The following is a 13,308-nucleotide window of genomic DNA, read 5'->3' as shown; positions in this document are numbered from 1 at the left end:
GCGGGCCGTCAGCAGCTATTGTTCGCGAGGTCGTTGTTCGCCGCACCGCGACGTTCGCGGATCTCCCGGTCGACGTTCTCGCAGACCGTGTTGTTCTCGACGGCGTTCCAGGCCGAGGCCCTGAGGTCGACGCCGTCGTCACCGTTGGCCCGGATGTCGTTGGCGGTGATCGTGGCGTTGTCGGTGTCCCTGAGGAAGACGCCGTCGTCGCTGTTGTTCACGAAGGCGTTGGCGTGGACCGTCGCCCGCGTCGCGTTCTGCAGGTCGACGCCGTCGTCGGCGTTCCGGGTGACGGTGTTGTTCGACACCACGTTGTCGGCGCCCACGACGTAGATGCCGTTGTCGCCGCTTGTCGTGACGTCGTTCCGCGCGACGGTCGTGTTCACGCTGTTCGCCAGCGCGACGCCGTCGTCGCCGCTGCCCGCGATGCGGTTGTCAGTCACCGCGACGCCGGCGGAGTCGTGGACGTAGATGCCGTCCTTGGCGTCGGTGACGAGGTTGTGCGCGACGGTCGGCGACGCGGTCTCGTTGACCGAGATACCGCGGTTGGGGGTTCCCGCGACCGTGTTGTTGATAATCCGGCTCTCCGTGTCGCCGTCGGGTTCGGGCGCGAGCAACTGGAGCGCGGCGAAGTGCCGTGCTTCGGCGCTCGTCGCCGGTTCGCTGGCCGCGGCGCTCGCCGACGCGCCGCCGTCGATCCGGATCGCCGTGCTGTCGACGTCCCGGACGACGTTGTCGCGGACGGTCGCGCCCGCCGACTCCTCGACGGCGATGGCGCCGACGCTGCCGGTCACGTCGTTGGCCGCGACCGTCGCCGACCGCGAGTTCGAGACGCGGACGGCGTCACCTCCCACGTTCCGGACGGTGTTGTTCACGACGCTGGTCTCCTCGGCCAACGCGCCGACGTCGACGGCGGTGCCGGTGAGGTCCGTGAACTCGTTGTTCCTGACCACGTTGCCCTCGTCGGTGAAGGCGACCCGGACGCCGTCGGTCCCGTCGGTCACCACGTTCCGGTCGACCCGCACGACGCTGGTGCCGTCCCGTAGCGAGACGGCGACGACGGAGACGTTCCGGAACTCGTTGCCGGCCACCGCGCCGCCGTCGACGTCGTCGAACGCGACGCCGGTCTGCCAGCCGGTGGCGACGATGCCCCCGACGACGACCTGGTCGACGCCGTCCGCCTCGACGGCGGCACCGGTGCCGTCCTCGGTCGCGACGGTGTGTCCGTCGCCGTAGATGCTGACGTAGTTCGCTTCGACGGTGAAACAGCCGTCGGACGGTGCGTTCTCGATGTCCTCGGAGAGGACGTACATACCGGGCGAATCGATGGTCCCACACGACGACAACTGGGCCACCGACGAGGCCGTGGCGTTCGAGCCAGCGGCAGCGGTCGCGCCGCCGCTGGCGACCAGCGCCACCACCAGAACCACTGCGATCGCCCTGACAGAGCTGGGTTCGGTATCCATACTCGTCGCCTACCGAGGGAGTACGCGACCATTGTAAGCCAGCGCTTTCCGACCACTCCGACAAGGGTCAGGTTACGAATCTGGAAAGCCGAGATTACTGGCGCGAGCGCCGAACGGTCGTACCCGACTGTCGGGCCCCGCGAGACCGCCGGCCAGGCGCTCCAACTGGCGGTACACGCGGGCTAACGGCCGCAGCGAACGTCTCGAACGCCGAGAGGTGTCCGGCGAAACGGGACAACTCGCAGCTCTGCGAGGCCGCGAGTCGTCGTCTACGATCCAAGTCCACGCAGGAGCCACGTCCTCGAACACTGGCCGCTGACGCCGCGAGAACCGGTCTGGACGGACGTGGTACGCTGTTGGTAACAATGGACCGCGTGGCCGTTCTCGCTACCAGTTCCATGGATCGGTATCTTCGCGACGTGCTCCGCGCGGGAGGGAGGCAATGAGTCGGGTGACTGCTCTCGATACCTCGGTCGGGGACGGTGGCCTGCTCACGGCCTTCGGGGACGTCCTGGTGGTGCTCGGCTACGCGCTCGTCGTGGGAACGGCCATCGTCGGTGGCGTCGCCACCGGCCCGCTCCGGGTCGTGCTCGCCGCGCCACTGCTGACCTTCCTGCCGGGGTACGCGCTGGCCGCAGTGCTGTTCCCCGCGCGCGGCCCCGACCAGCCGACGGACGCGGGCACTCGCCGGCCGACGCCGTCCCACGTGCGCGGCGTCAGCTGGGTCGAGCGCGTCTGTCTGTCCTTCGGCGCGACGGTCGCACTCCTGCCCATCGTGGCGCTCGGGCTGTCCTGGCTCGGCTTCCCCCTCGACACAACGGTGATCGTCGCGACGCTGCTGCTGGTGACTGGCGTGGGCGTACTCGGCGGCGCGTTCCGGCGACTGCGGCTGCCGGAGACCGACCGCTTCGCCCTCCCGACGGATAGCTGGCGCGACGAACTACGGGCCGCGACCGCCGACGCCGAGTGGAACGCCGACACAGTGTTGAACGTCGTCCTGGCGCTGCTCGTCGTCGCGTCGATGGGCGCGCTCGCGTTCGGCCTGGTCGCCCCGCAGTCTGGCGAGTCGTTCACCGAGGCGGCGCTGCTCGGCCAGGACGGCGGCGAACTCGTCGCAGGCAACTACTCGACGGAGCTCACGTCCGGCGGCGCGACGAACTTCACGCTGACCGTCGAGAACCAGGAGGGCGAACGGACGAACTACACCGCCGTCGCCGTGATCGAACGGGTCGAGACGGACAACGGCTCGGTCACCGTCCTCGAGCGCAACGAACTCGACCGGACGTCGCTGACCGTCCCCGACGGCGAGACGCGCGAACAGACGCTGTCGGTGCGCCCGGAGATGCTCGGTGACGACCTGCGGTTCAACGTCCTCCTCTACGAGGGCGAACCTCCGGCCACCGTGACGCCGGAGACCGCCGACAACCACCTCTTCCTCTGGGTGGACGTCAACGAGTCGTCAGCCGGCACGGCCGCGGCCACCACCGCCCCGCCCGTGACCGGGGACGGCGTCTGAGATGTGGCCGTGGGAACACCTCGCGGTCGGCTACCTGCTGTACTCGGCGTGTAGCCGCTGGCTGTGGGGACGACCGCCGACGACCCGCGGGACCGTCGTCGTCGCGTTCGCCAGCCTACTCCCGGACCTCGTCGACAAACCGCTGGCGTGGGTGCTCGCCGTCCTGCCCGGCGGACGGACGCTGGGCCACTCGCTGCTCGTGGCCATGCCACTGGTCGCCGTCGCGTTCGCCATCGGGTGGGCCATCGACTCCTACCGCGGCAGCATCGCGTTCGCCGTCGGCCACCTCTCGCACCTCGCGGGTGACGTCGTCTACCCGCTGGTCGTCCGCGGAGAACTGCGCCTCGGCTTCCTCCTCTGGCCTGTCGTCCCGGCGGAGGGCGGCCCCGAGCGGGCGCTCCCGCACGTCGGCGAACTCATCGTCGTGTTCCTGGAGTTCCTCGCGACGCCACGCGGGACGCTGTACCTCGTCGCCGACGTCCTGTTGCTGCTGGCCGCCCTCTCCGTCTGGCTGTTCGACGGGATGCCGCTGCTCCGTGGACTGTTCGAGCGGTCCGCACCGGAGTGACCGTCGAGCCCGGACTCGCGACCCAGCAGGCCGTAGCGTCTCTATAACAATGCGCCGACGGCGGTATCCTCCGACGATGACACTGCGAACGGCAGTCGTCGGTGGCGGCACCGTCTCGGAACAACACCTCTCCGGACTCGACCAGGGACCCCGGACGGAACTCGTCGCCATCTGCGACACCGACGAGGACACCGCGCGGGAAATCGCCGAGGACTACGACATCCACGCGTTCTTCGACGTCGAGGAGATGCTCGACGAACTCGACCTCGACTGGGTCCACCTCTGTACACCCGTCCAGACCCACCTCCCGATAGCGAAGCTCGTCATCGAGGCGGGCATCCCGGTCCAGATCGAGAAGCCGATCACGGAGACCTACGAGGAGTTCGAGGAGCTGGCGGCCCACGCCGACCGCCACGGCGTCACCGTCACCGAGGTCCACAACCACAACTTCGTCCCCGCGATGCGGAAGGCGATGCAGATGAAACGGGACGGCGAACTCGGTGCGGTCCGCGGCGTCGACGTCATCTACACCGGTTCGAGTCGGCCGGACGACCCGAACCGCGGCCCGTGGAACTTCGAACTCGCGGGCGGCGAGTTCGAGGAGGGCCTCCCCCACCCCATCTACCTCACGCTGCGCGCCGGCGGTTACCCGCGCAGCCAGGAGGACGTCGTCGCCACCACGTCGCTGTTCGACGAGTACGACCGCGACTTCGACTACGACAACGCCCAGCTCCAGTACGTCACCGAGGACGGTGTGCTCTGCACGACGAAGGTCCTCAGCGACACGGTGCCGGTCCGCCAGATCCTCATCCACGGCGAGGAGAAGTCCCTCACCGTCGACCTCATCTCACAGACCATCGAGGAGCACGACCGCGACTACCTCGCCTCGCCGATGAGCCGCGGACTCAACAACGTCGACTCCGTGCTGGACCGCGTGACGGGGACGGTGAAGAACGTCCGGTCGATGGTCCGGAGCAACCGCAACGACGACTGGGACACAACCCGCCTCAACAACCCGCACTTCTACCAGCACGACGCCGAGGCGCGTGCGCTCGAGTCCGGCGACGAGATGCCGGTGCCGCTGGCGGAGGCCCGCTGGACGGTGTACCTCATGGAGGCGATCCGGAACGCGGCCACTCGGTCGGGCCGCCGAGACGCACAGCCAGTCGAACACAGCATTGGTCAGGACGCCGAATAGCCGGGGATGTGGGGGATGAAGGTGAGTCCCGACGTCGACGGACTCCTCCGGGGGATCGGTGAACGACTCGCTAGCCAGAGCTACGGGGTCGAACGACGGCTCCTCCGCGCCCGGGACCTGTACGCCAGGTCGTACGTGCGAGCCACCGTGCTCGCCAACCGTGTGCGCTACGACGCCCCGATCGACCCGTACCGACTGATCGAGGTCGACCCGCACGACATCGAGCACGTCGTGGGTCGTCGCCAGCCGATGTTCCGCGACGCGGGGCAGGTCGTCGCCGGCAACTGGGACCAGACCGACCTCCGCTTCGAGGAGATGGACGTCTACCGGGCGTACCGGCGCCACTTCGAGGAGGGCGTCCCCTGGTCGGAGACCGACTTCTTCGAGCGTGTCGTCGGCGAGATGGCGGAGGGGCGAGAGCGCTGGGGGTGCCACACTCGAGCGGAGTTCGAAGCCCGCTGTGAGCGCCTCGACGACCTGTACGAGCGCATCGCGGAGGAGGGCTACTGCTCGCAGGCGGAGCTACTGGAGACCGACGAAGCGAGCCCCATCAGGGACCCCGACCGGCTCAAGACCGAGCGCTACAAGGACGAGATCGCCGTCCACGTCGGCCGGGACGGCGACCTGCTGTTCGTCGACGGCCGGAACCGGCTCAGCATCGCGAAGCTCCTCGACCTCGACGAGATACGGGTCCGCGTCCTCCGCCGTCACACGGAGTGGCAGGCCGTTCGGGACGCGTACGTCCGCGGGGACCTCCCGCGCGAGGAGCACGAACCCCACCCCGACCTGGACCCGCTCGTCTACGCTGGCCGGTAGGCGTGTAGAGTGGGGTGTTTTCGCCCGGGAGGCGGGTGACCGATCGTAGCTACTGGTATCCCGTTACCACCTCAGTAACTAACCTCTTCGCGGGTTTGCTGACGGTAGATGCCTCCCAAAAACCGTCCCGGTGTAGACCACGAACCTGCAGGCCCGGAACGAGCGATGGTCCTCGGGCTCGACGGCGTCCCGTGGGACCTCGTCGAACGGTGGACGGACGAGGGTCACCTGCCGAACTTCCAGCGGCTCTTCGAGGAGGGCGCCAGCGGCGTCCTCGAGAGTACGAAGCCGGCCCACACCGCGCTGGCGTGGCCCTCTATCTCGACGGGCGTGTGGCCGGACGACCACGGGGTCTACGGCTTCCAGAACCTCGCGTCGGACTACACTCACGAGATGAACGCGAGTGAGAACGTCCAGCGACCAGCGCTCTGGGACCACCTCGACCCGGCCGTCGTCGCGAACGTCCCGATGACGTACCCGGCCGCGGACATCGACGGCGAGATGGTCGCCGGGATGATGACGCCGCGACTCGACGACGGGTTCACGAGTCCGTCGTCGCTGGGCGACGAGATCGAGGCTGAGATTCCGGACTACGAGATTGGCCTCGACTGGGGGGAGTACGGCGACAGTGAGGCCGCGTTCGTCGAGGACCTCGAGGCGCTCGTCGAGAACCGCACCGCGCTCCTGGAGAAACTCATGGCGCGCGAGGATTGGCGGCATTTCTTCTTCGTGTTCACGGCGCCCGACAGGCTCCAGCACCTCATCTGGGACGAGGACGTGCTGCTGGAGTGGTACCAGGTGTTCGACGACATCGTCGGCGACGTGATGGAGTACGCCGAACAGCGGGGTGCCGTGCTCAACGTCGTCTCCGACCACGGCTTCGGCCCGAACGAGACCATCGTCTCCGCGGCGGCGCTGCTCGAACGCGAGGGCTACCTCGAGCGTCGCGAGGCGTCCGGGATGCGGGGCACGCTCGCGGAACTCGGCATCGACAAACAGAACGTCCTCTCGAAACTCGACCGCGTCGGCGTCACCAAGCAGCGGATCGTCGACTACGTCCCCCAGGCGTTCGTCAATGTCGCCGCCCTCCAGGTGCCGGGCGAACACAGCCTCTTCGACGTCGACCACGAGAACACGGTCGCGTTCACGCACGGCGAGGGCAGCCTGTACGTCAACGACACCGAGCGATTCGACGACGGCATCGTCGACCCCGCCGACGTCCCCGACCTGAAGGCCGAACTCCAGGAACTGTTCGAGGACCTCACCGACCCGGAGACCGGTGAGGAGGTGTTCAGCGTCTTCGACGGCGACGACATCTTCCCGCGTGACGACGACTCCCCGGACCTCGTGATTCGTGGCGAGGGCGAGTACGAGGTGATGACGATGCTGACCGAGGACGTGTTCGTCGACGCGACGACGAAGGCCGCGGGCCACCACGAGGACGGGATCTACTTCGCGTGGGGACCGACGGTCGAAGCCGGCGCCGAGGCCGAGGACGCGACCGTCGTGGACGTCGCGCCGACGCTCCTCCACGCGGTGGGTGAGCCAGTTCCCGACTACGTCGACGGCCGCGTCCTCTCCGAGATCTTCGAGGCGGAGTCGACGCCCGCGACCCGGGCGGTCGAGACGACGGAGGTGACCGCCGAGCGCGAGACTGCCAGCGTCGGCGAGGGCGACGGCGGGGACATGGACGACGTCGAGGACCGCCTCCGCGGACTCGGCTACATCGAGTAGCCGTCGAGGTGTCGCGGCGGCCCCACCCCGGGGACGTTACGAGAACAGACTCTGGACGACGGAGCGCCCGGACTCGTCCGCCCGGGAGGCCTGGGACTGCCACTCCTGGCAGGCGTCGACGAACCGCGGGTTCTCGGCCTACTTCGAGAGCTTCCGTTTCAGCCCCGTCAGGAACGGGCCGTAGTCGTCCAGCGAGAGGTAGTCGAAGCTGGGTTCGGTGATACAGGACGCGAGGATGTTCCAGGTCGTGCGTGAGACCGACGGGCGCTCGACGTGGGGCGACTCTTCTCGCAGGATGCTCAGCAGGTACGCCAGTTCGCCGTACAGCAGGTGCGTCCCGACGCCGGTCTCGTAGTCGTGGTCGATCTCGTCGGCCCGCCCGGTCGCGAGCAGCCAGTAGTAGTACGGGAAGTCGGCGCCCGCGTGGACGGTCGACGGGAGGGACTGCCACATCCGGGGGTTGATCTCGGTGAGGACGTACTGGCCGGTCCGGGCGTCCCGCATGTACTCGATGCAGGCGAGGCCGTGCCACTCGAGTTCGTCGAGCAGGTCGCGGGCGACGCTCTCGAGCTCCGGGTCGTAGATCGACTCCCGGTAGACGCCACCGCCACCCCTGTACGACGAGCCGCGTATCTGGCGGTGCTGGAACGTCGCCAGCGGTTCGCCGCGGTCGTACAGCGCGGCGAACATGAACTCGCCGTCCTTCGGGATGAACTCCTGGACGATGGGGTCGTGCCCCATCGACTCCTCGATGGCCGCCGCGTCGAACGTCTGGTCCGCCGAGACGTGGTAGATGTCCTTGGCAACGTCGACGTCCGCGGGGCCGAGGGAGTCCTCGTAGACGTCCGCGAGCACGTTGAACCGGGACTTCACGACGAGGTCGCCGTCCCAGCCGCCGACCGACGAGAGCAGCCGCGTCTCGGGGGCGGGCACGCTCGCCGCCCTCGCGACGTCTGCGAGTTCCAGGCGGTCGTACACTGAGCGTAACTGCTCGATCTCGGGCACCGGAATCGACACTTCCGCGTCGAACTCGTCGTAGTACCGCGACAGGACGTAGGTGTCCTCCGGGCGGGCCGGGACGACCGTCCTGACGTCCTCCCGGGCGGCGTACTCCAGCAGCGCGTCCCGGTACGCCAGGAGGTCCTCCCGGGGCGGCGGGAGGGACCCCGACTCGGTGCAGAACCTGGACGCGGCGGCCGGCACACCGTCCTTCTCCGAGACGACGATGGTGTCGACGCCGTGCTCGGCGAGTGATCGGACGCACGCGTAACCGGATGCTCCACGGTGAGACGGGATGAGAGCGGACTCCTGTTCACCGGGCGAACCACTCATGGACTGCCCTACGGAGACGCGCGTAATGAGTAGACACTGCGAAACGCCGGTAACAGTCCCTTACCGAAGCTCTCGCATCGGTCTCCAGCGGGGCAGCGACGCGCTCTCGCACGGTATGGACGATGTTCCGGGGGTGACGGCTGTCGTCGCGGTGCCGTCACTGGATCGGCGCGGTCGTCCCGGCGAGTTCTCGGAGTCCGTCCGCGAGCGGCACCCGGGGCTGGTAGTCGAGCTGTCGTCTCGCGCGGTTGACGTCCGCTTCGCTGCGCTCGATGTCGGCCGGACGCGGGTCCACGTGGACCACCTCGGAGCTGGAGTCGGTGACGTCCCGGATCAGTTCGGCGAGACCGAGGATGGTGATGCTGTCGCCGGTGCCGACGTTGTACGCTCGCCCCACGTTGTCTGTCGTCGCGGCCGCGAGGTTCGCGCGGACGACGTCGGAGACGTGGACGAAGTCCCGGGTCTGGTCGCCCTCCCCCTCGACGGTTATCGGCTGGCCGGAGCGGGCCTGTTCGAGGAAGGTGCTGACGACGCCGCTGTACTCGCCCGCGGACTGTCGCGGGCCGTAGACGTTGAAGTAGCGGAGCGCGACCGTCTCGAGGTCGTAGAGCTCGTTGTACAGCCGCACGTAGTTGTCGACGGCGAGTTTGTCGACACCGTACGGTGACGTCGGCGCCTTTGCGTCCTCCTCGTGGATGGGGACCTCGACGGGGTCACCGTAGATGGCGACGCTCGACGCGACGACGACGCGGGCGTCCTCCCGGCGCGCTGCTTCGAGGATGGACAGCGTCGCACTCACGTTCGTCTCGTGGCTCTCCTCGGGGACCTCGACGGACTCCGGGACGCTCACGAGGCCTGCCTGGTGGAACACCACGTCGACGTCGCGGGTCGCCTCGGCGACGACCTCCGGGTCTCGGACGTCGCCCTCGACGATCGTCGCTCCCTCGGGGACGTTCTCGGGGCGCCCGGAGGAGAAGTCGTCGAGGACGCGGACCTCGTTGTCGTCGACCAGCGCGTCGGCGATGTGGCTGCCGACGAAGCCGGCACCACCGGTCACGAGGACGGTCTGGTCTCGCAGCGAGGAACCGTCGACTGCACGTCGCGTGTCACGCGAATCCATGCTCGACGGGTCGCCCGAAGACCGGATTGTTATACCGCCCCTAGGTGCTCAGGCGAGGAAGTTCGTGACCTTCTGGACGTCGAGGACGCCGCCGGCGATGGAGAGCGACGCCCACGTCGCGGCGCCCAGCAACACGGCGGCCAGCAGCGACAGGATACCCGAGACGTACGGCAGCACGACGAGCACGGCCAGCGCCATGCCCGCGGTGACCAGGCAGATGATGCCCAGGCGCCGGGCGACCCGCGGGATGCGGATGGTCAGCTCCTGGTGGATGAAGTAGACGTTCGAGAGGGTGTAGACGGTGTAGGTGAGCACTGTCGCGATGGCGGCCCCGACGACGCCGATGATGGGGATGAGCAGCAGGTTCAGCCCGAAGTTCGACACCGACATGACGGTCTTAACGATGGCCCGCGAGCGCGCCCGCCCCAGGTAGTCGAGGCCGTCGCTGGTGATCTTGTTGACGGCGTTGACGAGGATGAACCCGCCGAACACCTGGACGACGGGGACGGCGCCGAGGTAGTCGGTCCCGAAGATGTACCGCACCATCGGGTCGGCGACCAGTGCGAGGCCGACGACGGCGGGGACGTACGCCAGCAGCACGTACTCGAGGGACTGCTCGTAGAGCCGGGAGGCGCGCTCGACGTTCTGCTTGTTCTTCTGCTCGCCGAGCGCGGGCGACAGCGTGAAGCCGAACGAGGCGGCGGGCATCGCCACGAAGTTCGACACCTGCTTGGCCAGCGTGTAGTAGCCGACCGCAGTCATGTTGAGGAGGACGCCGACGAGGATCGTGTCGACCTTCTTGTCGAGGACGTTCGCGCCGCGGGTGGCAGTCAGCGGGATGCTGTACTCGAGCAGGCGCCGTGAGAGGCGTTCGGCTGGCTCGTCGGCGCGTTCGTACGTCGAGTAGAAGCGCGTGTAGACGACGTAGCCACCGAAGACCGTGCTGACCGCCAGCCCGGCGATGTACCCGAACAGTGCTCCCACGACGCCGTACCCGAGCATGATGAACGCGACGACGAAGACGAGCTGGCCGACTCGCGTGATGATCCGCGTCGCCGCGGTCCAGGTGACGCGGTTGAACCCCTGGAACAGCGAGCCGAAGAAACTGGAGAACGCGCTCACGGCCACGTACAGTGCGGCGACGAGCAGGTAGGGCACGAGCGACGGAACGCCGATCAGGTTCGCAACGGGGCGCCCGAGGACGAGCGTACCGCCGCTGACTACCGCGACGAGCGCCGCGAGGTAGACGACGGAGCGCCGCACGACGTGGGGGACCTGTTTGGGGGCCGTCTCCGTGAACTCGGTCACGTAGCGGGCAGCCGACTTCGGGAGGCCGAGCGTGGCGAAGATGGCGAGCACGCCCACCGCCGAGAGTACGAAGTTCAGTTCACCGAACTCCTCTGGCGTGAGGAACACCCGCGTCAGCAGGACGATGAGCGCGGCGTTCGACAGCATCCCGACGAGGTTGCCGCCGAAGGTCGCCTTCGCTCCCCGGGAGAGCCGTTCGGCCAGTGTCATCTACGCGTCGTCCTCGTCGCCGTCGATTCGGTACAGGTCGAACCCGTCGCTCGACCGGACGCGGTTCACGCTGGGCGTCGCCTCGAGCGCCTCGAAGCTCCGTTCGGGGTAGCGGAACCCGTCGTAGAGGGTGACCTCGCGCTCGTAGGTCGACTCCGTGACCGCCATGTACCGCGGCTCCTCGAACGCGTCGCTGTAGTTGGCCTTCACGAATATCTGCTCACCGAGTGGTGACCGGTATCCCGGGAAGTCGAGGGTGTTCATCGCCCGCTCGGTGCCGTAGTGGAAGTCGACGAACCGCCGCGGGCCGCCGCGGACGCCCGTGAACGCGACCTCTTCCTGGCGGTGCTCGAACGTCGACTCGAAGCCGCTGAACTCGGACTCGGTCACCTGCGAGTTCGGCTGGTAGATGTGCGGCGAGGGGTGAGTCGCTGCGACCCCGACCGGCAACAGTACGAGCATCAGGACGACGAGTGCGACGGCACCGACGGGTCGCGAGCTGCCGCCGAGGCCGTTCAGCCAGCGGCTGAGCGCGGCCGCGCCGAGCACCGTCACCGGCACCATGATGAAACCGACGTACCGGAAGTACTGGTCTCCGGACTGGACGATGACCATCAACAGGAAGATGCCGAACAGCGGGACGAGTCCGACCGCGATGTAGGCGACCAGCGAGTTGAGGCTGGGGGCCTCGGCTAACCGACGGAGTGCCACGAGGATGAGCCAGGTCGCCAGTAGCGAGAACACGAGCGCCGGGAGGAACAGCTTCACGAACAGCGTCGGGAGGCTGCCGCCGACGGTCGTCAGCGACGCGGACTTCTGTGTGACCACTTCACCCGTCGTCGCACCGGTCCTGAACAGACCCCCGATGAGCGCGACGATGGTCCCGGTCACCCGGTCGAACCGTGGTGCCCAGGCGAGGACTGCAGCGACGAGTACGAGCGTCGGGATGGTAATCGCCCTGTGGGCCGCGATCGGGTGATCGGGCTTCCGCCGGCGATACCCCAGCTGTACGAACGTGATGGCGAGGAAGGCGAGCGTGACGTTCACCGCCTGCTGGGGGTGGACGAGCACGATGGCCACGGACGCGGTCGCGAGCAACACACCCGCCCCGGTGACGCCGGATTCGGGGTCCCGCCACCACGAGGACCGCCGCCCACCGTCAGCTACGGCCGTGCGCTGGTCGGTGGTCTGGCGCTCGCTCGACGGGTCGACCGTGTACGCGAGCAGGAGGTACAGCACGAACGAGAAGAAGAAGATCCCCTGCGTCGCGGGGTGGGCGTTCGGATGGACGGAGACGTTGTTGACCGGGATGAACAGCGCCGCCGCCAGCAGGCCGATCGCGAGGGCCCGGGAGCCACCGCCGAGCAGCCGCACCGAGAGCGGGACGAACAGGAGGAACAGCAGCGGGAACACGAGCAGGACGACGTAGAGGTTGGCCCGCGTGATCGGGACGCCCGCCACGGACTGGACGAAGATCGTCATCGTGTGGATGCCCGGGTAGAGGAGGTTCGCGGGGTCTAACGTCCCCGCGGCGATCTCGCGGGCCCACCCCAGGTGGCTGAGCGCGTCACCCCGGCCGTAGAACTCGTACCCCCTGATGATGGGGAGCGAGAGCATCGCCAGCGCCGTGCTCCCCACGAGCAGCAGCGCGCCGTGATAGATGCGACTCGCCCGCGGGCCGAGAAGCGAGAGCACCGTCCCGACGGCCATCGCGACACCCAGCCCGACCCAGACGGCAGTCGGCGTCCCACTGTAGATGGACAGTTCGTAGCCGGTCGCTGGCGCCCTGTGGGCGACGACCACGGCGACGAGCAGTCCGAGGAACCCTGCAGCCAACCCCACCTTCGACAGTCGATGTGAATTCGTAGCCATTCTGGTATCTCCCCGGAATCTTGGAGATACTCCGTGTCGTCGGGGGATTGTTATGCGCTGGGTACGCCCGAGTTGGCTCCGGTGAACCACCTCCTGTCCCTCGATTCGCGGCGACGGGTGGCTCCGGACCGGTCGGACACGGGACCCAGCGCTGTGCCGGGGCTAACG

At 68.1% G+C, this 13,308-nt stretch carries 10 protein-coding genes; 5 read left to right on the top strand and 5 right to left on the bottom strand.

Annotated features, from left to right (window positions below):
- Positions 1-8: 8 nt before the first annotated feature.
- Entirely contained in the window at positions 9-1,430 is a 1,422-nt protein-coding gene (locus LT965_RS00665) for a right-handed parallel beta-helix repeat-containing protein (protein ID WP_232702089.1), read from the bottom strand.
- 478 nt (positions 1,431-1,908) lie between these two features.
- Between LT965_RS00665 and LT965_RS00660 the strand changes: the two genes are divergently transcribed.
- The 5 genes from LT965_RS00660 to LT965_RS00640 all read left to right on the top strand — a co-directional run bounded on the left by LT965_RS00660 (position 1,909) and on the right by LT965_RS00640 (position 7,298).
- Positions 1,909-2,982: a DUF1616 domain-containing protein gene (locus LT965_RS00660; protein ID WP_232702088.1), complete on the top strand. Its 1,074-nt coding sequence runs from the start codon at positions 1,909-1,911 to the stop codon at positions 2,980-2,982.
- A 1-nt stretch (position 2,983) separates the two neighbouring features.
- Positions 2,984-3,550 (top strand): metal-dependent hydrolase, encoded by a 567-nt coding sequence (locus LT965_RS00655; RefSeq protein ID WP_232702087.1) that lies wholly within the window; start codon positions 2,984-2,986, stop codon positions 3,548-3,550.
- 76 nt (positions 3,551-3,626) lie between these two features.
- A complete protein-coding gene (locus LT965_RS00650; protein ID WP_232702086.1) occupies positions 3,627-4,748 on the top strand; it encodes a Gfo/Idh/MocA family protein in 1,122 nt (373 codons plus the stop codon).
- Between the two features lie 15 nt (positions 4,749-4,763).
- Positions 4,764-5,564, top strand: coding sequence for a hypothetical protein (locus LT965_RS00645; RefSeq protein WP_232702085.1), 801 nt, complete (start codon positions 4,764-4,766; stop codon positions 5,562-5,564).
- A gap of 165 nt (positions 5,565-5,729) precedes the next feature.
- Positions 5,730-7,298, top strand: a complete 1,569-nt coding sequence (locus LT965_RS00640) for an alkaline phosphatase family protein (protein ID WP_232702084.1) — start codon at positions 5,730-5,732, stop codon at positions 7,296-7,298.
- Between the two features lie 138 nt (positions 7,299-7,436).
- Here the strand turns inward: LT965_RS00640 and LT965_RS00635 are convergent, their stop codons facing one another.
- The 4 genes from LT965_RS00635 to LT965_RS00620 form a co-directional block, all read right to left on the bottom strand.
- On the bottom strand, positions 7,437-8,630 hold the full coding sequence (locus tag LT965_RS00635; RefSeq protein WP_232702083.1) for a carboxylate--amine ligase: 1,194 nt from the start codon (positions 8,628-8,630) through the stop codon (positions 7,437-7,439).
- Positions 8,631-8,787: 157 nt separating this feature from the next.
- Positions 8,788-9,750 carry an NAD-dependent epimerase/dehydratase family protein gene (locus LT965_RS00630; protein WP_232702082.1) on the bottom strand — a complete coding sequence of 321 codons (963 nt, stop codon included), beginning with the start codon at positions 9,748-9,750 and terminating at the stop codon, positions 8,788-8,790.
- A 48-nt stretch (positions 9,751-9,798) separates the two neighbouring features.
- Positions 9,799-11,268, bottom strand: coding sequence for a flippase (locus LT965_RS00625; RefSeq protein ID WP_232702081.1), 1,470 nt, complete (start codon positions 11,266-11,268; stop codon positions 9,799-9,801).
- Positions 11,269-13,140 (bottom strand): hypothetical protein, encoded by a 1,872-nt coding sequence (locus LT965_RS00620; protein WP_232702080.1) that lies wholly within the window; start codon positions 13,138-13,140, stop codon positions 11,269-11,271. It lies immediately after the preceding gene.
- Positions 13,141-13,308 lie beyond the last annotated feature (168 nt).

It is taken from the genome of Halobacterium wangiae, from assembly GCF_021249345.1.
In the GTDB taxonomy this organism is placed as follows: domain Archaea; phylum Halobacteriota; class Halobacteria; order Halobacteriales; family Halobacteriaceae; genus Halobacterium; species Halobacterium wangiae.
The sequence above is the reverse complement of the archived record's forward strand: the minus strand, read 5'-3'. Positions and strand labels throughout refer to the sequence as shown.

Bases quoted from the DNA above. Each gene is read 5' to 3' on its own strand.
- LT965_RS00660 (WP_232702088.1), top strand. From the start codon at position 1,909: ATGAGTCGGGTGACTGCTCTCGATACCTCGGTCGGGGACGGTGGCCTG.
- LT965_RS00655 (WP_232702087.1), top strand. From the start codon at position 2,984: ATGTGGCCGTGGGAACACCTCGCGGTCGGCTACCTGCTGTACTCGGCG.
- LT965_RS00650 (WP_232702086.1), top strand. From the start codon at position 3,627: ATGACACTGCGAACGGCAGTCGTCGGTGGCGGCACCGTCTCGGAACAA.
- LT965_RS00645 (WP_232702085.1), top strand. From the start codon at position 4,764: ATGAAGGTGAGTCCCGACGTCGACGGACTCCTCCGGGGGATCGGTGAA.
- LT965_RS00640 (WP_232702084.1), top strand. From the start codon at position 5,730: ATGGTCCTCGGGCTCGACGGCGTCCCGTGGGACCTCGTCGAACGGTGG.
- LT965_RS00635 (WP_232702083.1), bottom strand. From the start codon at position 8,630: ATGAGTGGTTCGCCCGGTGAACAGGAGTCCGCTCTCATCCCGTCTCAC.
- LT965_RS00630 (WP_232702082.1), bottom strand. From the start codon at position 9,750: ATGGATTCGCGTGACACGCGACGTGCAGTCGACGGTTCCTCGCTGCGA.
- LT965_RS00625 (WP_232702081.1), bottom strand. From the start codon at position 11,268: ATGACACTGGCCGAACGGCTCTCCCGGGGAGCGAAGGCGACCTTCGGC.
- LT965_RS00620 (WP_232702080.1), bottom strand. From the start codon at position 13,140: ATGGCTACGAATTCACATCGACTGTCGAAGGTGGGGTTGGCTGCAGGG.